At 72.3% G+C, this 22,372-nt stretch carries 20 protein-coding genes, 1 tRNA gene and 1 pseudogene; 16 read left to right on the plus strand and 6 right to left on the minus strand.

Annotated features, from left to right (window positions below):
* The 3 genes from ACILR4_RS26220 to ACILR4_RS26230 all read left to right on the plus strand — a co-directional run.
* Positions 1-453: TonB-dependent receptor domain-containing protein (locus ACILR4_RS26220; RefSeq protein ID WP_395703849.1), on the plus strand; the 453-nt coding region annotated here is incomplete at its 5' end.
* Positions 454-490: 37 nt separating this feature from the next.
* Positions 491-566: transfer RNA gene (locus ACILR4_RS26225), tRNA-Asn, on the plus strand.
* Positions 567-651: 85 nt separating this feature from the next.
* Positions 652-909: a hypothetical protein gene (locus ACILR4_RS26230; RefSeq protein ID WP_395703850.1), complete on the plus strand. Its 258-nt coding sequence runs from the start codon at positions 652-654 to the stop codon at positions 907-909.
* A 168-nt stretch (positions 910-1,077) separates the two neighbouring features.
* On the opposite strand, the pseudogene ACILR4_RS26235 reads toward ACILR4_RS26230, so the two are convergent.
* Both ACILR4_RS26235 and ACILR4_RS26240 read right to left on the minus strand, forming a co-directional pair.
* Positions 1,078-1,911 (minus strand): annotated as a pseudogene (locus ACILR4_RS26235) (IS3 family transposase); the annotation flags it as partial.
* A 119-nt stretch (positions 1,912-2,030) separates the two neighbouring features.
* On the minus strand, positions 2,031-3,266 hold the full coding sequence (locus ACILR4_RS26240) for a histidine kinase (protein ID WP_395703851.1): 1,236 nt from the start codon (positions 3,264-3,266) through the stop codon (positions 2,031-2,033).
* A 367-nt stretch (positions 3,267-3,633) separates the two neighbouring features.
* On the opposite strand from ACILR4_RS26240, the gene ACILR4_RS26245 reads away from it, so the two are divergent.
* Genes ACILR4_RS26245 through ACILR4_RS26255 form a run of 3 tightly spaced genes read left to right on the plus strand, consistent with a single transcriptional unit; the run spans position 3,634 to position 7,464 of the window.
* Entirely contained in the window at positions 3,634-4,080 is a 447-nt protein-coding gene (locus tag ACILR4_RS26245; RefSeq protein WP_395703852.1) for a (2Fe-2S)-binding protein, read from the plus strand.
* 13 nt (positions 4,081-4,093) lie between these two features.
* Positions 4,094-6,427, plus strand: a complete 2,334-nt coding sequence (locus tag ACILR4_RS26250; RefSeq protein WP_395703853.1) for a xanthine dehydrogenase family protein molybdopterin-binding subunit — start codon at positions 4,094-4,096, stop codon at positions 6,425-6,427.
* A 2-nt stretch (positions 6,428-6,429) separates the two neighbouring features.
* Positions 6,430-7,464 carry an FAD binding domain-containing protein gene (locus ACILR4_RS26255; RefSeq protein ID WP_395703854.1) on the plus strand — a complete coding sequence of 345 codons (1,035 nt, stop codon included), beginning with the start codon at positions 6,430-6,432 and terminating at the stop codon, positions 7,462-7,464.
* 86 nt (positions 7,465-7,550) lie between these two features.
* Here ACILR4_RS26255 and ACILR4_RS26260 read toward each other — a convergent pair whose 3' ends face one another.
* Complete coding sequence (locus tag ACILR4_RS26260; protein WP_395703855.1) at positions 7,551-8,093, minus strand: flavin reductase family protein; 543 nt, start codon at positions 8,091-8,093, stop codon at positions 7,551-7,553.
* A gap of 61 nt (positions 8,094-8,154) precedes the next feature.
* Positions 8,155-8,721: a CBS domain-containing protein gene (locus tag ACILR4_RS26265; RefSeq protein ID WP_395703856.1), complete on the minus strand. Its 567-nt coding sequence runs from the start codon at positions 8,719-8,721 to the stop codon at positions 8,155-8,157.
* 266 nt (positions 8,722-8,987) lie between these two features.
* Here ACILR4_RS26265 and ACILR4_RS26270 point away from each other — a divergent pair, with 266 nt between their 5' ends.
* Genes ACILR4_RS26270 through ACILR4_RS26280 form a run of 3 tightly spaced genes read left to right on the plus strand, consistent with a single transcriptional unit; the run spans position 8,988 to position 11,562 of the window.
* Positions 8,988-9,191: a hypothetical protein gene (locus ACILR4_RS26270; protein ID WP_395703857.1), complete on the plus strand. Its 204-nt coding sequence runs from the start codon at positions 8,988-8,990 to the stop codon at positions 9,189-9,191.
* Positions 9,167-9,841, plus strand: a complete 675-nt coding sequence (locus tag ACILR4_RS26275; protein WP_395703858.1) for a dienelactone hydrolase family protein — start codon at positions 9,167-9,169, stop codon at positions 9,839-9,841. Before ACILR4_RS26270 ends, ACILR4_RS26275 begins: the two co-directional genes overlap by 25 nt.
* Complete coding sequence (locus tag ACILR4_RS26280) at positions 9,838-11,562, plus strand: AMP-binding protein (RefSeq protein ID WP_395703859.1); 1,725 nt, start codon at positions 9,838-9,840, stop codon at positions 11,560-11,562. The genes ACILR4_RS26275 and ACILR4_RS26280 overlap by 4 nt, the downstream gene beginning before the upstream one ends.
* Positions 11,563-11,816: 254 nt before the next feature.
* Here ACILR4_RS26280 and ACILR4_RS26285 read toward each other — a convergent pair whose 3' ends face one another.
* Positions 11,817-12,671 carry a LysR substrate-binding domain-containing protein gene (locus tag ACILR4_RS26285; protein ID WP_395703860.1) on the minus strand — a complete coding sequence of 285 codons (855 nt, stop codon included), beginning with the start codon at positions 12,669-12,671 and terminating at the stop codon, positions 11,817-11,819.
* Between the two features lie 123 nt (positions 12,672-12,794).
* Here ACILR4_RS26285 and ACILR4_RS26290 point away from each other — a divergent pair, with 123 nt between their 5' ends.
* The 3 genes from ACILR4_RS26290 to ACILR4_RS26300 are packed head-to-tail and all read left to right on the plus strand — an operon-like array spanning position 12,795 to position 15,378.
* A complete protein-coding gene (locus tag ACILR4_RS26290) occupies positions 12,795-13,352 on the plus strand; it encodes a DUF4865 family protein (RefSeq protein ID WP_395703861.1) in 558 nt (185 codons plus the stop codon).
* Positions 13,349-13,933 (plus strand): TRAP transporter small permease subunit, encoded by a 585-nt coding sequence (locus ACILR4_RS26295; protein ID WP_395703862.1) that lies wholly within the window; start codon positions 13,349-13,351, stop codon positions 13,931-13,933. Before ACILR4_RS26290 ends, ACILR4_RS26295 begins: the two co-directional genes overlap by 4 nt.
* Entirely contained in the window at positions 13,930-15,378 is a 1,449-nt protein-coding gene (locus tag ACILR4_RS26300) for a TRAP transporter large permease subunit (protein ID WP_395703863.1), read from the plus strand. Before ACILR4_RS26295 ends, ACILR4_RS26300 begins: the two co-directional genes overlap by 4 nt.
* Here the strand turns inward: ACILR4_RS26300 and ACILR4_RS26305 are convergent.
* Complete coding sequence (locus ACILR4_RS26305; RefSeq protein WP_395703864.1) at positions 15,311-16,306, minus strand: zinc-dependent alcohol dehydrogenase family protein; 996 nt, start codon at positions 16,304-16,306, stop codon at positions 15,311-15,313. The two genes, ACILR4_RS26300 and ACILR4_RS26305, sit on opposite strands and share 68 nt — an antisense overlap.
* A 134-nt stretch (positions 16,307-16,440) precedes the next feature.
* Here ACILR4_RS26305 and ACILR4_RS26310 point away from each other — a divergent pair, with 134 nt between their 5' ends.
* The 4 genes from ACILR4_RS26310 to ACILR4_RS26325 form a co-directional block, all read left to right on the plus strand.
* Complete coding sequence (locus ACILR4_RS26310) at positions 16,441-17,364, plus strand: LysR family transcriptional regulator (protein WP_395703865.1); 924 nt, start codon at positions 16,441-16,443, stop codon at positions 17,362-17,364.
* Between the two features lie 112 nt (positions 17,365-17,476).
* The gene (locus ACILR4_RS26315) at positions 17,477-18,049 is read left to right on the plus strand and encodes an OsmC family protein (RefSeq protein WP_395703866.1); all 573 of its coding nucleotides are present in this window, start codon (positions 17,477-17,479) and stop codon (positions 18,047-18,049) included.
* 5 nt (positions 18,050-18,054) lie between these two features.
* Complete coding sequence (locus ACILR4_RS26320) at positions 18,055-19,317, plus strand: NAD(P)-binding domain-containing protein (RefSeq protein ID WP_395703867.1); 1,263 nt, start codon at positions 18,055-18,057, stop codon at positions 19,315-19,317.
* 33 nt (positions 19,318-19,350) lie between these two features.
* The coding region (locus ACILR4_RS26325; protein ID WP_395703868.1) for an ATP-binding protein at positions 19,351-22,372 on the plus strand (3,022 nt) is incomplete at its 3' end.

A 22,372-nucleotide genomic window follows, 5' to 3' on the forward strand; every position in this document is an offset into this window, starting at 1 on the left:
CGCCACCGCGGCCTGGAAGCCGAGCTCGACTGGCGCGCCGGCGCGTGGAACCTGCGCGCCAGCGCGATGCTGCTGCGCGCCCGGGTGCAGAACACCAGCGACCCGTCGCTGAACGGCCTGAAGCCCACCAACGTGCCGGCTCGCAACCTGAAGCTGCAGGCTGCCTACAACCTGCCCGCCGTGCCCGGCCTGGCGATCCTCGGCTACCTCACCCACGAAGGCCGCCGCGCGGTACTGCCCGACAACAGCGTGGAAGTCGGCGCCTGGACCCGTGCCGACATCGGTTTTCGCTACCAGCAGAGGCTGGGCCAGCGGACGCTCACTTGGCGCGTTGGCATCGACAACCTCGCCAACCGCCGCGCCTGGCGCGAAACCCCGTACCAGTTCGGCCACGCCTACCTCTACCCCCTGCCCGCGCGCCAGGCTCATGCCTCGCTGAGCGCCGATTTCTAGACAGGCCGAAAAAACACGCTATACTGCGAGGCTCACTTCCCCGATAGCTCAGTTGGTAGAGCGCCGGACTGTTAATCCGTAGGTCCCTGGTTCGAGCCCAGGTCGGGGAGCCAAGATACCGAGACAAGAGAAGCACCCAGGTCGCGAGGCCCAGGTGCTTTTTTGTTTTCGCCGACTGCAAATCAAAGGACACCTCACATGAACGAAGCAACTTCAGCAACGCAGTCCGCCCAGAACGCCCTGCAAGCGTCGGCCATGGAGAAGAACATGAAGGCAGTGACTGAACTGGCGGACTCCGCCAACAGGCAGCAGCAGAACGAACACATTCGGGGCATCGTCGCGACCACTCTTGCACACCTGTCCTCGGACGCGTCAGCTGCGACGCGCGAGCTTGCGGCCCAGTGGCGGACCTGGGCCCTGGGCCTGGCGGACGGGGCGATGCCAGTCGGGACCTGAAGGGCCGGGACGTCGAGGCTCAGCGACCACGTCGGAGAGCCAAGATACGCTTGTACGAGAAGCACTTAGGTGGCAAGCCTAGGTGCTTTTTTGTTGCCCGGTTGCGGCAACGGAAGTGGGGACAGTGGGGCTCGGGGTCGGCATCAGGTCGGCATCCTGCACTCCAGTTCAGTGCCGGACGACCCACGCAAGGACCGCGACACTGAGGATCAGCATCACGAGGGTGGCTGCGCCGAAAGGATTCTTCTGAAGGATCTCAACGAACGCGACGCGGTGAGACAGCTTTGGCAGTCGGGGCATGGGTGCTTCCTGTTCGAGCAGGCGGTGGTTGTTGAACCAGGACACCCATTCCAACGTGGTCAGTTCCACCGCCTCCTTGGTCTTCCAGGGCGCGCGGCGATGAATCAGCTCGGCCTTGTAGAGGCCGTTGATCGTCTCGGCCAGCGCGTTGTCGTAGCTGTCGTCCTTGCTGCCCACTGACGGCTCGACGCCGGCCTCGGCCAGTCGTTCGCTGTAGCGGATGCTGACGTATTGCGAGCCGCGGTCCGAGTGGTGAACCAGGCTGCTGTCGCGCTCGGGCTGCCGGGCGTACAGGGCCTGCTCCAGGGCATCGAGGACGAAGTCCATGGTCATCGAACTGCTCACGCGCCATCCGACGATGCGCCGGGCGAACACGTCCACCACGAAGGCCACGGACAGCCAGCCCTGCCAGGTCGAGACATAGGTGAAGTCCGACACCCACAGCTGGTTCGGCCGCTCAGCGCGGAACTGCCGGTTGACCTTGTCCAGCGGGCACGGCGCCTTGCTGTCGCTGACGGTGGTGCGGACGACCTTACCGCGCCTGACGCCACGCAGGCCCAGGCGCCGCATCAGACGCTCGACCGTGCAACGCGCCACCTCGATGCCCTCGCGGTTCATCTGCTTCCAGACCTTGTCGGCGCCGTCGACCTGCAGGTTGGCGTTCCATACCTGCTCGACCACAGGCATCAGCGCCGCGTCGCGCTACGCCCTGGGGCTCAGCAGGGCTTGGCCGTGCAGGTCATTGCTGGCTCGTTGCCGATCGTCCGGGTCTTCTCGCGCTCCGGTCCGGCCGTCGACTCGACGGCTGACCAGCGCCCCGATCACGCGACGGGAGCGGCCGGCCTCGTCGGTATCTCGGCCGTCACGGTGGTGCCCGCGCCCGGCTGGCTGCTGATGCTCAAGCATCCGCCGGCGGCGCGCGCTCGTTCGCGCATACCGAGCAGGCCGAAGGTGTCGTCGCGCTGTGGCGAGCCGATGGGCATCCCCACGCCGTCGTCGCTGACCTGCAGCCGAACGCTGCCCGGGGACACGACCGCGAGCTCGATGCGCACGCGTCGCGCATGGGCGTGCCGGGCCACGTTGTTCAGCGCTTCCTGTGCGATGCGATAGAGGCTGGTGGCCAGCGGGGCGACGAGCGCCTCGGTCGCCCCTTCCAGCGCGCTTGCGTGCAGCATGCAGGCGACACCGCTGCGCTGGCTGAACTGCCTTGCCAGATCGTCGAGCGCGGCTTTCAGTCCGAGTTCATCGAGTGCCTGGGGTCGCAGGTCGCGAATGATCTGGCGCGTGGACCGGACTATCTGCGCCGTGATGCGCTGGATGCGTGCAAGTGCCTGATCGGATGCGTCATCGACAGGCGGACCCGCCCGTGCGGCGGCAGCCTCCAGCATGATGCCGGCCAGGCTCTGCTGCAGATCGTCGTGCAGCTCACGGGCGATGCGTTGGCGCTCCTGCTCCTGGACCCGATCTTGCGCGGCGACCAGCCGTTGCAGGTCGCCATGCGCCTGCTCCAGGTCCCGCTGCATCCGCTTGCGCTCGGTGATGTCCAGGATGGCGCCGAACAGGGTCCTCACGTTGCCAGCGGCATCCCGGTCGACGTCGAAGCCACTGGCCAGGACGACGCGCTCCTCGCCGCTGGGGCGGATGATGCGCGACTCGAACGGCGCAACCGGACAGCCCTGCAGCGCGCGCTGGACACTGACCAGGTGCTGCTCGCGATCCGCCGGGTGGATCAGCTGATGCACCGCTTCGTTCGACGGAACGAATGTCGTCGGGTCGACGCCGAAGATGCGGTACAGCTCGGTGGACCAGCTCACGGCGTTGTTGGCCATGTCCCACCGCCAGCTACCGAGGTGCGCGAGTGCCTGCGCACGCGCCAGATGAGCTTCTCGCAGGCGCAGATCCTCTTCGGCACTCAATGCGAAGCGACTCACCGGGCCTTCGCTGGCGGACCCATCAGGAGCAGCTGAACTCATCGTCGTCGGTGCAGGCGCGAGCATGATGAAGCCGGGCGACTCAACCTGTACGGCCGAGGGTAGTCCACGGTGGGTGGCGAGCATTTGCTGTTCGTCAATCGCAAGCGCTGGCCGCGACAGGCCCTGTGCGGGCCCGCAGGCCTGGGTTGGTAGTGCCGGTTCTGACCGGAAGAGCGCCCTTGGCCCGGATGCCATCGCATGTTGAGCGGGCGCAATGCAGGCCCGCAGCGGCGCCGGATAGTGCAGGGCAACCTGGGGGTGCGGTGCGACGATGACCAGCGGTGATTTCACACGGCGCACGTTTCTCGGCGCATCGGCTGGCGCCGCCTGTGCCGCCACTCAGGCTGCCGCCACTCAGGCCGCCGCCGCGCAGGCGGCTCCGGTCGCGGCATCGCGCGTCGTGGCGGCCATCGGGCCCGGGCCGGCAGCGTTGTCGCTCTCCGTCAACGGCATGGCACACCGCCTGTCGGTCGAGCCACGCGCCACCCTCGTCGAGGTGTTGCGCGATCAGCTGGGCCTCACCGGCACCAAGCTGGGCTGCGATCGCGGCGCCTGCGCGGCCTGCACCGTGTGGCTCGATGGCGCACCGGTGTGCGCCTGCATGATGTTCGCGCACGACGCCGCCGGCCACCGCATCACCACGATCGAAGGCCTGGCGCGCGGCGATGCGCTGCACCCGGTGCAGGCGGCCTTCATCGCGCACGACGCGATGCAATGCGGCTTCTGCACGCCCGGGCTCGTGATGAGCTGTGCCGCGCTGCTCGAACGCGAGCCCGATCCCGATGCGGCGCAGGTGCAGGCGGCCATCGCGGGCCACCTGTGCCGCTGCGGCAGCTACCCGCATGTGGTCGACGCGACGCTGGCGGCCGCGGCGGCACGTCGCGCCGCAGGCGAGTGACGCGGGCGCGACGATGGCCACCACGCGCCAGGAGGAACGGCCCACCGGCATCGGCGGCGCGACGGGCACGGTGACGCGCGAGGTGCCGGCCGACGAGCCGCCGCCCTGGCCTGCGAACGACAGGCTGCGCTGCGTCGGCCAGGCCGTGCCGCGCCACGACGGCCGCGCCAAGGTCACCGGCCAGGCGCGCTACACGGTGGACGTGCGCCTGCCGGGCCTGCTGCACGCGCGCATGCTGCGCTCGCCGCATGCGCATGCGCGGGTGCGCCGGCTCGACCTGTCGCGCGCCGCGCAGCATCCCGGCGTGCGCGGCGTGCTGGCGCTGGTGGAGCCCGGCAACGCGGCGCGCGACCGCCTGCGCTACGTCGGCGCGCCGGTGGCCGCGGTGGCGGCGGTCGACGTGGCGACCGCCGAGCAGGCGCTGCGCCTGATCGCGGTGGACTACGAGCCGCTGCCGCATGTGGTGGAGCTCGACGCCGCGCGCGCCGCGTCGGCACCGCGGGTCTACGACGAGGGCGCGGCGCCGGGCGCCGACGGCTCGGGTTATCCGGCGCGGCCGGCTTTGCCGATAATGGGCAATGTACGCGGCCCGAGCATGGATCGGCGCGGCGATGTCGCTGCGGGTTTCGCGCAGGCCGACGTGGTCGTCGAGGCCGAGTACCGCACCCAGGTGCAGACCCATTGCTGCCTGGAGCCGCATGCGGTGGTGGCCGACTGGCGCGACGACGGGCTGACGATCCACATCTCGACGCAGTACACCGCCGGCGTGCGGCGCGAGGCGGCGCAGGCCTTCGGCCTGCCGCTGGCGAAGGTGCGCGTGGTGGTGCAGGCGATGGGCGGCGGCTTCGGCTCCAAGTCGTCGCTGGGCGCCTACGGGCGCGTGGCGGTGCAGCTGTCGCGCCAGGTCGGCGCGCCGGTGCGGCTGGTGCTCTCGCGCGAGGAGGAACAGCTGGACACCGGCAACCGGCCGGGCACCTGGCAGCGGCTGCGCCTGGGCGCGCGGCGCGACGGCACGCTGACGGCCATCGCGCTCACCTCGTACGGCACCGCCGGCATTGGCCTGGGCGCCGGCGTGGGCAATGTCGCCGAGGCGCTGTACAGCTGCCCCCACTTCGAAGGCGCGCAGCACGACGTGTTCACGCACGGCGGGCCGGGCAGCCCGATGCGCGCGCCGGGCAACGTGCAGGGCGCCTGGGCGATGGAGCAGGCCATCGACGAACTGGCCGACCGCCTGGGCCTGGACCCGCTGGCGCTGCGCGAGCGCATCGACCCGAGCCCGGTGCGGCGCGAGGAGCGCCGCATCGGCGCCGAGCGCATCGGCTGGGCGCGGCGCCACGCGCCCGGCGCCGATCCGGGCCCGGTCAAGCGCGGCATCGGTGTCGCGCAATCGATCTGGGGCGCCAACATCGTGCTCAACGCCGCCTGCGAGGTGCGCATCGCGCGCGACGGTTCGGTGCAGGTGGCCTCCGGCGTGCAGGACATCGGCACCGGCATCGGGACCGTGCTGGCGCAGGTGGTGGCCGAGGAGCTGGGCCTGGCGCCGCAGGACATCGACGTGCGCATCGGCGATACCGACCTGCCGCCCGGCCCGCCTTCGTACGGCAGCCTGACCACCGCCTCGATCACCCCGGCCGCGCGCACTGCGGCCTGGCGTGCGCTGCGCACGCTGGCCCGCACGGCGGCGCCTGTGCTGCAGGCGGCGCCGGACGAACTGGTCGCGCGCGACGGGCGGCTCGCGGTGCGCGGCGACGCGGCGCGCTCGATGTCCTTCGCCGAGGCCGCGGCGCGGCTGCCGGTGGAGCGCATCAGCGAAGTGGCCAGCCGCAGCGAGGACTACGGCGGCTTTCGCCAGCGCTTCGGCGACATGGCCCAGGCGCGCCAGGACCTGGGCGGCGTGCAGTTCGCCGAGGTGGCGGTGGACACCGAGACCGGCCTGATCCGGGTCGAGCGCGTGGTGGCGGTGCAGGACTGCGGGCGGCCTATCAACGCGCGGCAGATCGAGAGCCAGGTGCAGGGCGGCGTGCTGATGGGGCTGGGCTTCGCGCTGCTCGAGGAGCGCGTGATGGACCGCGCCAGCGGCCGCATGCTCAATGCCGACCTGGCGCACTACCGCTGCCCCGGCGCGGCCGACGTGCCGCGCATCGACGTGGTCGTGCTGGAAAACTACCAGGGCCGCAGCGCGACCGATGCCTACGGCATTGCCGAGCCGGCCAACATCGCCACCGCGGCGGCGATCGGCAATGCGGTGTTCAACGCCATCGGCGTGCGCCTGCGCGAGACGCCGATGAGGCCGGCGACCGTGCTGGCCGCGTTGGCCACGCTGGGGCGCCTGCCGGCGGGGAGGTGACGATGGAACCCTTCGCCCGGCTCGCCCCGGCCAGCGTCGAGCAGGCCGCGCGCGCGGCCACGGCCACGGTCGCCGGCCTGATGGGCGAGGCCGCGCAGGCGTCGCCGGCCGCCGCCGTGGTCAAGGCGGGCGGCATCGACCTGCTCGACCTGATGAAGCAGCAGCTGCTGAGCCCGGCCAGCCTCGTCGCGCTCGACGACATCGGCGAACTCGACCGCATCACCGAAGGCACGGGCGGCACGGGCCTGCGCATCGGCGCACGCGTGACGCTGCAGCGGCTGGCCGCCGATGCGGCGCTGCGCCGCCACTACCCGGCGCTCGCCCAGGCCGCCGAAGGCAGCGCGAGCCCGCAGATCCGCCAGGTGGCCACGGTGGCCGGGAACCTGCTGCAACGGCCGCGCTGCTGGTACTTCCGATCGCCGGCCTACCCGTGCCTGCGCAAGGGCGGCACGCATTGCTTCGCGCTCGGCGGGTGCAACGCCTACCACGCGGTCTTCGACAACCGGCCCTGCGCCATCGTGCACCCCTCGACGCTGGCCACGGCGCTGGTGGCGCTGAACGCCCGCATCGAGCGCATTGGCCGCAGCGGCGGGCCGCACGTCGAGCCGCTGGAGGACTTCTTCGTCGGCGTGCGCACCGATGCGCGGCGCGAGAACCGGCTGGCGCCGGGCGAGATCGTCACGGCGCTGCTGCTGCCCGCCGCGCCTGACGGCTCGCGCAGCGCCCACCTGCGGCTCAGCGAACGCCAGGCCTTCGACTGGCCGCTGGTGGACGTGGCCACGGTGCTGCAGCTCGACGCGCAGCAGCGCTGCCGCGCGGCCTCGGTGGTGCTCGGCGCGGTGGCGCCGGTGCCGCACCGTGCGCACGCCGCGGAGCAGCTGCTGCTCGGGCAGCGCATCGACGAAACCAGCGCCGCGCAGGCGGGCAAGGCGGCCCTCGACGGTGCTGCGCCCCTGGCCGGCAATGCCTACAAGCTGCCCTTGATCGAAACCCTGGTCAAGCGCGCCCTGCTACAGGCGTGCGCACAGCAGATGTGACCTGGAAAGCAACTTGATGCGACGCCGTCTGATGGGTCGCGCGGCGGCTTGCCGCTGATGCTCGCACCTGCCACGCGACGACGCGTTCACGACAGCGCCGGGAGCTTCGAGGCCATCTGGACCTTGCGGTCGAACTTGCGCCCATCGGCGATGAAGCTGCCATCTCCCACGGCATGCAGCATGCGCTTCTCCTTCCGCGCGATGTCCATGTAGGCCGCCACGCCTTCCAGGATGACGATGTCGTGCCTGGCGATCAGGTCGATCACCCTGCACTCGACATTGGCCAGGCACGCCGGGACCAGCGGCGCCTTGACGAAGCGGCCCGGCCGCGTCGCGAGGCCGAACTTCGCGAACTTGTCGGTGTCGGCCCCGGAGCAGGTGCCGATGCCGACCACCAGGTCGAGTTGGTCGGCCGCGGGAACGGCGATCACGCATTCGCGCGTCTCGCGCAGCGCCGCGAACGAGTGGTTCCACGCACCGGTCGTGATGGCGAACTTGGGCGTGAAGTCGACGACCATGGTCCACGAGATCGTCATGACGTTCGGGCGATGGCCGTCGTGCGTGGTCACCAGCACCACGGGGCCGGGCTCGAGCAGCGTGAAAGCCCGGCCAAGTTCCAATGCATGCATGCCTGATCTCCCTCTCCCGGCCTCGGATCGAGCGGCCGGTACGGGCAAAGCCGCCGGCGACCTAGGGTGGCGAGCCGCTGTGCCATCCCGCGGTGCCCAAGGCCGGCACGCGCAGCACCGGCTGCACGGTGGAGGCCAGCGTTCCGCGGCGCGCCGCTTCACGCTGCAGGCCGCGCTTGAAGACCTCGCCCAGCGCGGTCAACGGCGCGATCAGCGCGGGCAGGAGGTCATCGATGGAGAGCACACCGACCAATCGTCCGTCTCGATCGTGCACGAGCAGGCGCCGCACACCCTCGGTCCCCATCAGCAGCATCGCCCGCTCGACATCCGCGTCCGCCGCGATGCCCAGCGCCGGCTCCTGCACCAGGCGCGCGACCGGGACCGTCGATGCATCGGCGCCACGCGCCAGCACCTCGATGGCAAGGTCCCGGTCGGTGACGATGCCGATCACGTGCATGCCATCCGGCTGTTGCGCGGTGACGATGACGGCACCGACGTGCTGCTCGCGCATCGCCAACGCCGCGCGCTGCAGCGTTTCCGCGCCGTCGACGCTGACAATGCGCCGCGTACAGATCGACTCGACATTCATGATCCACTCCGAGCTGCCCGCCGAGGGCAGCCCGTTCATGCTGAATGGCCCCTCAGGCCTGCATGTTGAGCTCGGTCATCGAACCTCGAGTCGGGCCATGCGGTCGCAGGCCCGCAACGCGTCTCCGGACCGCGGTGACCATCGCCACGCAGATGCCCCACGCTGCCGGGCGCTGGCGCGGGCATTGCGGTCACTCAACGCCTGATCCCCGGGCCGGACTAGATTCGTTCGCGTCATCCGGAAGCATTGGCGCGGCCGCACGGCACCCTCGGCGCACAACTGGCAGGAACACGACGGAGACCACCATGCAGCTGGCGCTGGAGATCAGGTTCCTCGGTCTGGATGCCTGGCCCTTGGTCGAGGCCGCCGCCCGCGAGAAAGCCGCGCGGCTCGATCAATTCAGGGCAGACCTGATGGCCTGCCGGATCACGATCGAGGACGTCCATGTGGCCCGGGCGCCGAGGCCTGCTTCACCGGAGGTCGCATGGTCCCCCAAGACATCCGCATAGGTCCCCTCGGCCTGGCCGGCCAGCTCGTCGTGCCGGCGCATGCGCAGGGCCTGGTGCTGTTCGCGCATGGCAGCGGCAGCAGCCGCCTGAGCCCGCGCAACCGCTACGTGGCCGAGTCGCTGCATCGCCGGCGCCTGGGCACGCTGCTGTTCGACCTGCTCACCGAGGACGAGGACGCCGACCGCGCGAACGTGTTCGACATCGCGCTGCTGGCCGGCCGCCTGGTGCAGGCGATCGATGGCTGCGCGGCGCACGGCGAGCTGGTGGCGCTGCCGCTCGGGCTGTTCGGCGCCAGCACGGGCGCAGCCGCCGCCTTGGCGGCCGCGGCCGAGCGGCCGCGGTCGGTGCAGGCCGTGGTCTCGCGCGGCGGCCGCCCGGACCTGGCCGCGCCGGTGCTGGCGCGCGTGCGGGCGCCGACGCTGCTGATCGTCGGGGAGGCCGATCGCGAAGTGCTCGCGCTGAACCGTGACGCGCTGCGCCAGCTGGCCTGCGAGAAGCAGCTGCAGGTTGTGCCCGGCGCCACGCACCTCTTCGAGGAGCCGGGCACGCTGGAGCAGGTGGCCGATCTCGCCGGTGCCTGGTTCGCCACGCAGCTCGCGCGCCGCACGCCGTCCGCGGCATCGGGCACCGCCGCAGGGAACACGCCATGACCCTCAGCCCCTCGCGGCCCGCGCCGCGCACCGAGCGGCCCGCCGCCTTGCCCACGCAGCGCTGGCATCGCCACTACGGCCGCGGCGTGCCCTTCGACGTGGACATCGCCGGGATCCCGTCGGTGCGGCACCTGTTCACCGCGGCCGTCGCGCGCCACGGCCCGAAGCCGGCGTTCAGCAACATGGGCACCACGCTGAGCTTCGACGAGGTGCAGGCGCTGAGCCAGGCCTTCGCCAGCGGCCTGCGCCACGGGCTCGGCCTGCAGCGCGGGGAGCGGCTGGCGCTGATCCTGCCGAACGTGCTGCAGTACCCGGTGGCGCTGTTCGGTGCCTTCCTGGCCGGGCTGACGGTCGTCAACGTCAACCCGATGTACACCGCGCCCGAGCTCGAGCGGCAGCTGCTGGACGCCGGTGCCAGCGCCATCGTCGTGCTCGAGAACTTCGCCCACACCGTCGCGGCGGTGCAGGCGCGCTGCGGACTGCGGCATGTGATCGTCACGCGCATCGGCGACCTGCTGCCCGCGCCGAAAGCGCTGATCGCGAACTTCGTCGTGCGGCATGTGCGCCATGCCGTGCCGCCCTGGACGATGCCGCAGGCGGTGGCCTGGCACGAGCTGCTGCGCCAGGGCCATGCCTTGCCGGTGGGCGAGGTGCCGCTCGGCCCCGACGACCTGGCCTTCCTGCAGTACACCAGCGGCACGACCGGCGCGCCCAAGGGCGTGATGCTGACGCACCGCAACGTGGTCGCCAACGTGCGGCAGAACAACGTCTGGTGCGGCGAGGTCGTCCGGGAGGGCGAGGAGGTCGTCGCGACACCGCTGCCGCTGTACCACGTGCTGTCCTTGATGGTGAACCTGCTCGCCTACTTCAACTTCGGCGGCCACAACCTGCTGATCACCGATCCGCGCGACATCGCCGGCCTGCTGCACACGCTGGCGCCGAGCCGGTTCAGCGTGATCGTCGGCGTCAACACGCTGTACCGCGCGATGCTGGACGCGCCGGGCTTCGGCAAGGTCGACCTGCGCCACCTGCGCAGCTCGATCGCCGGCGGCGCGGCCGTGCAGCGCAGCGTGGCCGAGCGCTGGCAGGCCGCCACCGGCCGGGTCCTGGTGGAGGGCTACGGGCTCACCGAGGCCGGCGTGCTGGCCTGCAACCCGCTGGACAGCGCGGCCTGGTCGGGCGATGTCGGCCTGCCCTATCCCGGCACCGAGATCGAGATCCGCGACGAAGCCAACGTGGCCCTGCCGGCGGGCGAGGTCGGCGAGATCTGCGCGCGCGGGCCACAGGTGATGACGGGCTACTGGCAGCGGCCGGAAGAGACCGCGCGGGCCTTCACGCCGGACGGCTGGCTGCGCACCGGCGACCTGGGCACGATGGACAGCGAGGGCCGGCTGCGCCTGGTGGACCGCAAGAAGGACATGATCGTGGTGTCGGGCTTCAAGGTCTATCCGAGCGAGGTGGAGGACGTGGTGGCCAGCCATCCCGGCGTGGCCGATTGCGCGGTGATCGGCGTGCCCGACGAGCGTAGCGGCGAGGCGGTGCGGCTGCTCGTCGTCAGGGCCGATCCCGCGCTTGACGGCGCGGCGCTGGCGGCGCTGTGCCGCACACGCCTCGCGGCCTACAAGTGCCCGAGCGCGATCGAGTTCCGCACGGCGCTGCCGAAGACGCCGATCGGCAAGGTGCTCAAGCGCGGCCTGCGCGAGAGCGCGGCTGCGGCCTGACCTTGATCGTGCGCAACGCGGCGTGGCGGTGCGCCGCTAGAGTCGTTCCTGCCACCGCGCCAAAGGCATCGTCCGTTGAAGCGGCTGGGGTGCGAACCGAGGGCTGCATGGACTGCGGTCCGTCGTTCCGCGACGCGTGCGTCGCGGTCGCTACCCGAAGTGCAGGCGGACCTGCGCAAGCAGGACCCGCGGCGCGGTGGCCCCAGCCGCAGCAGCATGGCCGACCACTGGGAACACTTCGAGCACGGCGCGACTCAGCTGTCGTCGAGCGACGCGCGCACGACGGCCGCCAAGGCCTCGACCACGTCGACCATGCCCGGCTGGCACTTCACCAGCGACAGCCGTGTCGCCGGCAGCCGGGGCAGACCCAGCTGCGGCCCGGCCTCGGCGACATCCGGCGGCGCACCGAGATCCATGCGCGCGGTGACACCGGTGCCCGCTTGCACGGCCGCCCACATCGCCGGCACGCTGCCGGTGGTGAAGGCGATCTCGAAGGGCAGCTTCTCGCGCCGCAGCGCCTTGAGCGCGTCGTCGCGGTAGATGCACGGTTCCTCCAGCATCACCAGCGGCAGCGGCGCGCGGCGCTTCCAGGCCAGCCCCGGCGCAGCGAACCAGCGTGTGGGCCGGAGGTAGGCCGCCAGTGCGAGTTCATGGCGGCGGCGCCCGATCAGCAGCGCCAGGTCCAGCTGACGCTCCTGCACCTGGCGAACGATGACGTTGTTGCGTTCGATGACGGCATGCACCCGGACCCCGGCATGCCTCTGCCGGAAGCGCTGCAGCGTCGCGGCCAGCCGCGAGGAGGCGAAGTCCTGCGGCATGCCGAAGCGGACATCGCCCTGCACCGCCGCGCCGCGGACCGCGGCCATCGCCGCGGCGTCCAGCGCCAGCATCTGGCGGGCATGCGCCAGCAGCAGTTCGCCAGCCGGCGCCAGCACCATGCCGCGCGGCCCGCGCACGAACAGGCGGCGGCCGAGGCGATGCTCCAGGGCCGAGATCTGCAGGCTCACCGCTGAGGGCGTGCGCCCCAGGCTGCCCCCGGCGCCGGCCAGGGTGCCCTGCTCCGCCAGCGCCACGAAGGCGCGCAGGTAGCGATGAACCAGCCCTTCCAAGCGCGCCCCTTTCTGCCGATGCCGCCGGCCATTCTAGGCTTGAGTTTTTCTCAAGCCAGCGTTCCGCACTTCTCGCTGGTGGCCGGCCGCGCCGGTGCCTAAGCTGGCGCCAGGAGACGTCTCATGTACATGCTGCACTACGCGTTCGACCTGCCGCCCTCGTTCGACATGGGGGTGATCCGACGGCGCATCTCGGACAAGCGCCACCTGTTCGAGCGGCACGATGGCCTGGTGTGGAAGGCCTGGCTGCTGGCCGACAGCGCGCACGCCACGACGCCGGACAACTGCTACGCACCGGTCTACCTCTTCGAGCACGCCAGTGCCGCGCGCGACTTCCTGCTCGGTCCGCTGTACGCCGCGGTGACGCAGACCTTCGGCTGGGTGCGGCCCACCGCCGGTCCGCTGCTGGGCACCGCCAGGCCGCGCCTGCACGGCGCGCGCAGCTGCACGCTGGACATCGTCGACGTCCCCAGCCATGCGGCGCTGGTGGCGCACGGCGAGCGCCCGGTCCCGGCCGCCGAGGGCCTGCTCGCCCAGGCCTCGATGTTCGACGTGAGCAGGATGCAGGTGCGCCAGTTCCGGTTCTGGGACCGGGATGCCGCGCTGCTCGGGCGGGCCGCGGGTGGATCGACGGTCTTCGAGGTCGGTGCGATATCCGCGGTGGAACCGTTGCCGACATGAGGCCGCTGCGCGCTGCCGTGCCGCGCCTGGTGGCCCGCATCGACACGCTGACGCTGCGCGTCGGCGAAGCGGTGCGCTGGCTGACGCTGGCCATCCCGCTGGTCTGCGTGGCCTATGCCGCCGTGCGCAAGGCCTTCCACTGGGGGCACAACGGCCTCAGCGAACTGCAGTGGTACCTGTTCGCCTGCGTGTACCTGGTCGCCGCGGGCTACACGCTGCTGCGCCAGGCCCATGTGCAGGTCGACGTGCTGCGGCAGCGCCTCTCGCTGCGTGCCGGCTGCATCATCGACCTGCTGTTCCTGGGTCCGCTGGGCATGGTGTGCGTCTACCTGGCCTGTTCGTACTGGGCCTTCTGGACCGACTCTCTGCTGCGGCGCGAGGGACCCGAGGACGTGCTGGTCGGGCTGGAGCGCTGGCCGGTGAAGCTGGCGCTGTTCATCGGCTTCTCGCTGCTGGCCCTGCAATGCCTGGCCGAGGCGCTGCGGCGTGTCTGCGTCCTGCGCGGCTGGCTGCCGGCGTCGGTGCTGCTGCCGCAAGTGCAGCAGGCCGATGGCCGCTCCGATCAGGCGTCAGCGGCATGAGCAACGGACTGGTCGCGCTGATGTTCTTCAGCATGGCGGGCGCCTTGCTGCTGGGGTTTCCCGTCGGGCTGACGCTCGTCGTGCACGGCTTCGCCTTCACCTTGCTCGGGGCTGCACTGGACTTCTTCCCGCTGGCGATGGCGCAGGCCCACATGCTGCGGGTGTACGGCCTGCTGTTCAACGACATGCTGCTCGCCATCCCGTTCTTCACGCTGATGGGCCTGGTGCTGGAGCGCAGCGGCATCGCCGAGGAGATGCTGGGCGCCCTCTCCACCCTGCTGCAGGGGGCGCGCGGCGGGCTGGCGCTGGCCGTCATCATCGTCGGCACGGTGCTGGCGGCGACCACCGGCGTGGTGCAGGCCAGCATCATCCCGATGGGCCTGATCGCGCTGCCGGCGATGCTGCGCGCAGGCTATGCCCCGGGCCTGGCGGCCGGCAGCATTGCCGCAGCGGGCACGCTGGCGCAGCTGATTCCGCCGAGCCTGGTGCTGATCGTGATGGCCGATGCCACCGGCGTGCCGATCTTCCGCCTGTACGAGAAGGCGCTGGCGCCCGGCCTCCTGCTGGCCGGCCTGTACATGCTCTACGTGCTGCTGCTGACGCGCCTGCGGCCGGGCACGGCGCCGGCCCGTGCCGGAGCGCCGACCCTGCAGGCGGTGCGCGCAGCGCTGCGTGCACTGGCGCCGCCGGCCTTGATCATCGCGGCCACGCTGGGGTCGGTGCTGGCCGGCGTGGCCACGCCGACCGAGAGCGGCGGCTTCGGCGCCACCGCCTCGCTGGCGCTGGCCGCGGGCCGCCGCCGGCTCGGCCTGGCCGCGCTGCGGGCCGTGGTCGACAACACCACGCTGATCAGCTGCAGCACGCTGTTCGTGATGGTCGGCGCCACCTTCTTCACCTTGCCCTTCAACGCGATGGACGGCAAGACCTGGGTGAGCCAGATGCTGCTGCACCTGCCGGGCGGGCAGACCGGCTTTCTCGTCGCGGCGATGCTGCTGGTGTTCGGGCTGGCCTTCTTCCTCGACTACTTCGAGATCGCCTTCCTCGCGCTGCCGCTGCTGGTGCCCGCCGCCGTGGCGCTGGGCATCGACGCGGCCTGGTTCGCGGTGCTGGTGTGCATTGCGCTGCAGACCTCGTTCATGCATCCGCCCTTCGGGGTGGCGTTGTACACGCTGCGCTCAGTGGCGCCGCCGTCGTTCGACAGCCGGCACCTGTACCGCGGCGCCTGGCCCTTCATCGGCCTGCAGTTGCTGGCCGCGGCACTGGTCATCGCGTTTCCCGGCCTGTCCGTCGACCTGGGTGCGCGGCAGCCGCCGCCGCTGCCCGCCGATCAGGTCGAGAAGATCCTGATCGACTTCATCTCCGCGCCGAGTGCCGCCACTACGCCGGCACCACCAGGATCTTCCCCTGCCGCTCCCCCGCCGCCGCAGCCGCCACCGCTGCCTTGATCTGCTCGACGCGATAGGTCGCCTGCACCGGCGTGTGCAGCTTGCCGGCGGCAATCAGCCCGGCCAGCTCGGTCAGCAGCGCCATCTGCCTGGCCTGCGGCGCGCCGCGGTACCAGCGCGCGAGCCAGAAGCCCTTTAGCGTGACATCGCGGAACACCAGCTCGCGCGGCGACACGGTGCAGGGTTCGCCGCTCAGCGCACCGTAGTTGACGATCGTCGCGCCTTCGGCCAGCGTGGCGGCCAGGCGCATCGTGGCGCTGCCGCCCACCGCGTCGATGCCCAGCTGGATCGCAGCGCCGCCGGTGGCGGCCTTCACGCGCTCGGCCAGGTCCTCGCCGTCCACCAGCACCACGTCGCCGCCCAGGGCCTGCACGCCGGCGATGGCCGATTCACGGCGCACGATGTTCACGGTCTTGAAGCCGCGCAGCTTGGCCAGCTGCACCACGTAGCTGCCGACGCCGGAGTTGGCGCTGTTCTGGATCACCCAGTCGCCGGGCTGCAGGTGGGCAAAGTCGCTCAGCAGCAGCGCCGCGGTGGGCGGGTTCACGGTCAGCATCGCCAGCTGCTGCGGGTCGGCCTCGTTCGGCAGCGGCAGCAGGCGCGCGGCGGGCAGCACCGCATGCGTGGCCCAGGTGCCCGAGCCGGCCGGCAGCAGCACGGTCTGGCCGATGGCCGGGCCTTGCGTGTCCGGCCCGAGCTCGACGACGCGGCCCACGCCTTCGCTGCCGCCCGTGGCGGGCAGCGGCGGCAGGATGCCGTACTGGCCGGTCAAGGTCAGCACGTCGCTGGGGTTGATCGGCGCGGCCAGCACCGCCACCAGCGCCTGGCCGGTGGCCAGCACGGGCCTGGCGAAGGGCACGGCCTCGATCACGTCCTGCGGCACCGGGCCGCGGCGGGTGTACTGGGCTTTGAGCATCGGGGTCGTCATGTCGGTCTCCGGGGTCGTGTGGGTGCAATGACGGCATCGTAGGGACAAGCCCTTGTCAGCGGAATCCATCGCAATCGCCAAATTCCTTTGCCGTGCCGGCAACAATGGCCAGCGATGCCGGATGGAGGTCCACGATGGACAAGCTGCGTGCGCTGCAGTACCTGGTGAAGGTGGCGGACACCCTGAGCTTCTCGCGCGCGGCGCGGGCCTTCGGCGTGCCGGCCTCGTCGATCTCGCGCCGCATCAGCGACCTGGAAGCCGAGCTGGGCGTCGCGCTGCTGCACCGCACGACGCGCACCGTGCGGCTCACCGAACTGGGCGCGCTGTACCTCGAGCAGGTGCGTGCCGGCATCGCGCGGCTGACCGATGCCGACGAGCTGGTGGGCCAGCGCAGCAGCACGCCCAGCGGCCCCTTGCGCATCAGCGCCATGCCCAGCTACGGCCAGCTGCTGCTGATGCCGGCGCTGCAGGACTTTGCCGACCGCTATCCCGAGATCGTGCTCGACGTGCACCTGAGCGACGCGCTGGTCGACCTGGGCCGCGACCAGATCGACATCGCCATCCGCGGCGGCCGGCAGCCGCAGGACCGCATCGTCGCGCGCAAGCTCGACCCCAACCGCTTCATGCTCGCCGCCTCGCCGCGCTACCTGGCCGAGCACGGCACGCCGCAGACGCTGGACGACCTGCAGCACCACCGCGCGCTGATGTACCGCGGCCCGAACGCGGTGATCAAGTGGCAGGGCCTGGACGAGGACGGCTGGCGCGAGGTGCCGGTCACGCCAGCCTTCATCAGCAACGACGGCGCCGCGCTGCTGGCCATGGCGCGCCAGCACCGCGGCCTGGTGCTGCTGTCCGAATGGGGCCTGCGCACCGCATTGCACAGCGGCGAACTGGTGCCGGTGCCGCTGGCGCAGCCGCTGTCGGTGAACCGCGGTGGCGAAGCCGGCATCTACCTGCTCTACCTGCAGACGCGCTACCAGATCCCGAAAGTGCGCGTGGCCGTGGAATTCCTGCTGAACCGCCTGGGCCCGGGGGCGGGCGAAGACCCACCGGGCTGACGCGAGCGCGCACGCCAACGCTCGTTACCACGCCCGCTCCAACGCGACCTGCGCACAGTGGCTTCCGTCCGGTGAACGCACCGGCGCCCATCCACCCGAAGGAGCCACTGCCATGACAACCGCCACCACGACCCGCCGCGCCGACAACGGCGTCAACGTCGACGCACTGCTCACCGCCCGCGCCGCCCTGACCGATGCGCCCGAAGGCGCGCAGTTCACCTGGCGCGCCACCAGCCAGTGGGTCAACGGCACGCACAGCCGCGCCACCGTCGACGGCTTCTTCGGCCTGGGCCAGGAGCAGCGCCACCGCCGCAGCTTCGACTTCGACGTCGACCACCCCGAGATCTTCGCCGCCACCGACAACGGCGCCACGCCGGTGGAGCTGATGCTGGTGGGCCTGGCCGGCTGCCTCTCGGCCGGCATTGCCTCGGTGGCGCAGCACCGCAACCTCCAGCTGCACTCGGTGCGCGCCACCCTCGAAGCGGGCATGGACCTGCAGGGCGTGCTGGGCATCGACGAACGGGTGCGCAACGGCTTCGACGGCATCCGCGTGCACTACGAGATCGATGCCGACGCCACGCCCGAGCAGATTGCCGCGCTGGTGGCGCAATCGCAGAAGCGCTCGGCGGTGTTCGACATCATCGCCAACCCCACCGACATCCGCGTCACCAGCAGCAAGGCCTGAGCATCGTGCGCGGCACGCCTCGTTCGGTCGACGTCGTCATCGTCGGCGCCGGCCACTGCGGTCTGGCGATGAGCCAGGCGCTCACCCAGCGCGCGGTCGACCATGTGGTGATCGAACGCGGCGAGGTGGCCCACGCCTGGCGCACCGAACGCTGGGACTCGCTGCGCCTGCTGACGCCGAACTGGCTGTGCCGCCTGCCCGGCCAGGCCTATGCCGGCAACGATCCCGACGGCTACATGGGCGCCGCCGACGTGGCCGCGTTCATCACGCGCTATGCCGAACGCATCCGGGCCCCCCTGCAGACCGGCACCACCGTGCTGCGCGTGGCCGCAGCCGCAGGCGGCTACCGCGTGCACACGACCCAAGGCGACTGGCACTGCCGCGCCGTGGTGCTGGCCAGCGGCGCCTGCCGCCGCCCGGCGCTGCCACCGCTGGCCGCTGCCGTGCCGACCACGGTCGCGCAATTCACCACCCTGTCCTACCGCCGGCCCGCGCAGCTGCCGCCGGGTGGCGTGCTGGTGGTCGGCGCCTCGGCCAGCGGGCTGCAGCTGGCGCAGGAGCTGCAGCGCAGCGGCCGCCCGGTGCTGCTGGCCTGCGGCGAGCAGGTGCGCCTGCCGCGGCTGTACCGTGGCCGCGACGTGCAGTGGTGGCTGCTGGCCAGCGGCGTGCTGGACCAGCGCGTCGAAGACGTCGACGACCCGCAGCGCGCGCGCCGCCTGCCCTCGCCGCAGCTGATCGGCAGTGCCGAGCGGGCGACGCTGGACCTCAACGCCGTTCAGCAGCAGGGCGTCGAAGTCTGCGGCCGCCTGGCCGGCGTCCGTGGCACGCAGGCCCTGTTCTCGGGCGGCCTGGGCAACGTCTGCCAGCTGGCCGACCTGAAGATGAACCGCCTGCTCGATGGCTTCGATGCCTGGGCCGCCGCGCAGCGGCTGGAGGCCGAGGTCGACGCCGTCGAGCGCTTCGCGCCGACCGTCGTCCGCACCACGCTGCGCCTGCAGGCCGAACTCGGCACCGAGCTGCGCAGCATCGTCTGGGCCACCGGCTACCAACCCGACTTCCGCTGGCTGGACCTGCCGTTGTTCGACCGCCGCGGCCGGCTGCGCCACGACCGCGGCATCGTCAGCGATTCGCCGGGCCTGTACGTGCTGGGCCTGCCGCTGCTGCGCCGGCGCAAGTCCAGCTTCCTCCACGGGGCCGAAGACGATGTGCGCGAGATCGCCGCCCACCTGTTCGGGCACCTGGCCGCCTGCGCGTTGCACCCGGCTTGACGCCCTGCCCGGCCCGCGCGCCCAATGCCGACGATGAAGGCCCCCGCTGCACCTCGACTGCGCGTGCGCCTGCTCGGCGAGCTCGAGCTGCGCAGTGCCGATGGCGCGCTGCGGCCGCTACCGCCCTCGCGCCGCACCCGCGCGCTGCTGGGCTACCTGGTGGCCACCGGCACACCGCAAGCACGCACCGCCCTGTGCGACCTGCTGTGGGACGGCCCCGACGACCCGCGTGCCGCACTGCGCTGGAGCCTGACCAAGCTGCGCGCGGTGGTCGACGACGAAGCGCAGCCGCGCCTGCAGGCCGACCGCGAGCGCGTCGCCTTCGAGGCCCGCGGCTGCGACATCGACTGCACCCAGGTGCGCGTGCTGCTCGAACGCGGCCCGCTGAACGAGCAACCCATCGCCGCGCTCGAGTCGGCCGCGCAGGCCCTGCAGGGCGAGTTCCTCGACGGGCTGGAGCTGCCGGCCTGCTACCGCTTCCACCACTGGGTCATGGCCGAACGCGAACGCTTCGGCCGCCTGCGCCGCGCCGTGCTGGAGACCTTGGTCAGCCGCCTCACCGGCGAGCCGCAGCGCGCGCTGCCGCATGGCCGCGCGATGGTGGCCGCCGACCCACTCGCCGAAGGCGCGCATGCCACGCTGGTGCGGCTGCTGGCCGCCGCGGGCCGCTACCCCGAGGCCGAGCGCCACTACGCCTGGGCGCGCGAGCTGCTGCGGCGAGAGCTGGCGCTGCCCGATGGCGGCCTGCTCGACGACAGCATCCGCAGCGTGCGGCGCCAGCAGCGCCTGGCGATGACCACGCCGGCCAGCGAAGCGCCGCGCGAGCCCTCGCCCGAGACCCCGCCTGCCGGGGCCCGCACCGGGTTCGCGGCCTGGGCAGCCGGGCCGTCGTCTGCGGCCGCCGCGCTGTTCGGGCGCGACGAGGAGTGCCGCGCCATTGACGCGGCCATCGCCGCACCCGCCACCGCGCCGGTGCTGCTGTTCACCGGCGAGCCCGGCATCGGCAAGACCCGGCTGCTCGATCACCTGGCCGAGCGCGCCGCGGCCACTGGCCTGCGCCTGATCCGCGCGCGCTGCTTCGAGGCCGAGATGCTGCGCCCCTACGGCGTGTGGCTCGATGCGCTGCGTGCCCTGGCCACCGGCGATGCCGACGTCGCGCTGCTCGCCCGCATCCGCCCGCTGCTCGGCGGCAATGCCGGCCCGGGCAACACCGGCCCGGGCGAAGGCGGCCACAGCCGCGAGCAGCTGTTCGAGGCCACCGCCGCGCTGCTGGCCGCCCTGGCGCAGCAGCAGCCGATCGCCCTGCTGGTGGACGACCTGCAGTGGATCGACGATGCCTCGGCCGCGCTGCTGCACTACGTCGCGCGCCGCCTGGCCGATCCGCCGCTGCCCCTGCTGCTGGCCGCGGCCGCGCGCGCCGGCGAGGTCGACGACAACGCCGGTGCCAAACGCCTGCTGTCGCTGGGGCGCGCGCGTGTGCTGCAACACCAGCGGCTCGGCCCGCTGGATGCGCAGGCCGTGCGCCGGTGGCTCGGCGACCAGCTGGCCGATGCGGACCAGGCGCTGCGCGACAGCGGCGGCAACCCGCTGTACCTGAGCGAGCTGGCCCGCGCGCAGGGCCGTGGCGCGGCGCAGGCGGAGCCTTCGCTCCAGGCCCTGATCGACGAGCGCCTGCGCATGCTGGACGAGCCGGCGCAGGACCTGCTGGGCTGGGCCGCCGCGCTGGGCAGCGAGTTCCGCGCCGAATGGCTGGCCGAGGCCACTGCGCTGCCGGTGGCCGAGGTGCTGGGCCGCATCGCCCAGTTCGAGCGCCGCGGCCTGCTGCGCGCCACCGAGGCAGGCGGCTTCGACTTCGTCCATGGCCTGGTGCGCCAGCAGGTGTACCGCGCGCCGGCCACGCCCCGCCGGCGCGCGCTGCACCGGCAGATCGCCCGCATGTTCACCAGCGCCAGCCGCGACGACCCCTGGCTGCACGGCGCCGTGGTGCACCACGCCAGCCTGGCCGGCGACGCGCTGCCCGCCGCCCGCGCGGCGCTGGCGGCCGGCGAGCACTGGCTGCGCGCGTTCGCGAATGTCGAGGCCGCGCAGGTGGCCGAGCGCGGCCTGGCCCTGCTGGACGAGCTGCCCGCTAACGCCGAAAAGGCGCGTCTTGAGATCGGCCTGCTGCGGCTGCGCGTGGCCGCCGCGGCCACCGGCGCGCGCCGGCTGCCGCCGCTGGCGCCGCGCATCGAGCAGGCCATTGCCGCGGCCGAGGCGCTGGCGCTGCACACCGAGGCCGGCGCGGGCTGGGAGATCCTGGCTTTCTGGCGCCAGCAGGCCGGCGACGCGGCCGGCGCGCAAGCCGCCACGCTGGCCGCCGAGCGCTGCACGCGCCGCGCCGACGACATCACCCGCTGCCAGCAGCTGGCCAACACCGCCCGCTGCCTGATCGACATCGAGGCCGACGATCAGCGCGGGCGCGCGCTGCTGGCCGACGCCGCCGCGCTGGCCGCGACGCTGCAGCTGCCGGTGATGGAACTGGAATGGGGTCGCGGCCTCGTCGCGCGGGCCGATGGCGACGCGCCAGCCGCGTGCGCCGCGCTGGCCCGTGCCGTGGCGCTGGCGCGTGCGGCCGCCAACCACTGGCGCGAATGCGAATGCATGCTGGCGCTGGCGACGGTGGAATACGAGCTGGGCCGCCACGACGAGCTGCTGGTCCACCTGGGCGAAGTGGCCCGCGCCGCGCAGCGCATGGGCGAAAGCCAGGTGCCGTTCGCCGACGCGCTGGCCGCCCTGGTCCGCCTGCAGCGGGCCGAGCCGGGCGCGGCGGCCGCACTGCAGGCGGCGCTGGACGCGCTGCGTGAACGCGACGACAAGGCCCGCCTGGCCTATGCGCTGAATGCAGCGGCCACGCGGGCACTGGCCGCCGGCAACAAGCCTGAAGCCGCGCGGCAGGCCGCCGAGGCGCTGGCCGCCGCCACCGCGGTGCGCCGCGCCAGCCAGATCACCCGCGCGCAGGCGACGCTGGCCGCCGCCGCAGCGCCTGGACCCCGCCCGTTCCACCACGCCGACAGGA

This window comes from Aquabacterium sp. (genome assembly GCF_044226965.1).
In the GTDB taxonomy this organism is placed as follows: Bacteria; Pseudomonadota; Gammaproteobacteria; order Burkholderiales; family Burkholderiaceae_C; genus Pseudaquabacterium.

Bases quoted from the DNA above. Each gene is read 5' to 3' on its own strand.
- ACILR4_RS26230 (WP_395703850.1), top strand. From the start codon at position 652: ATGAACGAAGCAACTTCAGCAACGCAGTCCGCCCAGAACGCCCTGCAA.
- ACILR4_RS26240 (WP_395703851.1), bottom strand. From the start codon at position 3,266: ATGCTCGCCACCCACCGTGGACTACCCTCGGCCGTACAGGTTGAGTCG.
- ACILR4_RS26245 (WP_395703852.1), top strand. From the start codon at position 3,634: ATGGCACACCGCCTGTCGGTCGAGCCACGCGCCACCCTCGTCGAGGTG.
- ACILR4_RS26250 (WP_395703853.1), top strand. From the start codon at position 4,094: ATGGCCACCACGCGCCAGGAGGAACGGCCCACCGGCATCGGCGGCGCG.
- ACILR4_RS26255 (WP_395703854.1), top strand. From the start codon at position 6,430: ATGGAACCCTTCGCCCGGCTCGCCCCGGCCAGCGTCGAGCAGGCCGCG.
- ACILR4_RS26260 (WP_395703855.1), bottom strand. From the start codon at position 8,093: ATGCATGCATTGGAACTTGGCCGGGCTTTCACGCTGCTCGAGCCCGGC.
- ACILR4_RS26265 (WP_395703856.1), bottom strand. From the start codon at position 8,721: ATGAACGGGCTGCCCTCGGCGGGCAGCTCGGAGTGGATCATGAATGTC.
- ACILR4_RS26270 (WP_395703857.1), top strand. From the start codon at position 8,988: ATGCAGCTGGCGCTGGAGATCAGGTTCCTCGGTCTGGATGCCTGGCCC.
- ACILR4_RS26275 (WP_395703858.1), top strand. From the start codon at position 9,167: ATGGTCCCCCAAGACATCCGCATAGGTCCCCTCGGCCTGGCCGGCCAG.
- ACILR4_RS26280 (WP_395703859.1), top strand. From the start codon at position 9,838: ATGACCCTCAGCCCCTCGCGGCCCGCGCCGCGCACCGAGCGGCCCGCC.
- ACILR4_RS26290 (WP_395703861.1), top strand. From the start codon at position 12,795: ATGTACATGCTGCACTACGCGTTCGACCTGCCGCCCTCGTTCGACATG.
- ACILR4_RS26295 (WP_395703862.1), top strand. From the start codon at position 13,349: ATGAGGCCGCTGCGCGCTGCCGTGCCGCGCCTGGTGGCCCGCATCGAC.
- ACILR4_RS26300 (WP_395703863.1), top strand. From the start codon at position 13,930: ATGAGCAACGGACTGGTCGCGCTGATGTTCTTCAGCATGGCGGGCGCC.
- ACILR4_RS26305 (WP_395703864.1), bottom strand. From the start codon at position 16,306: ATGACGACCCCGATGCTCAAAGCCCAGTACACCCGCCGCGGCCCGGTG.
- ACILR4_RS26310 (WP_395703865.1), top strand. From the start codon at position 16,441: ATGGACAAGCTGCGTGCGCTGCAGTACCTGGTGAAGGTGGCGGACACC.
- ACILR4_RS26315 (WP_395703866.1), top strand. From the start codon at position 17,477: ATGACAACCGCCACCACGACCCGCCGCGCCGACAACGGCGTCAACGTC.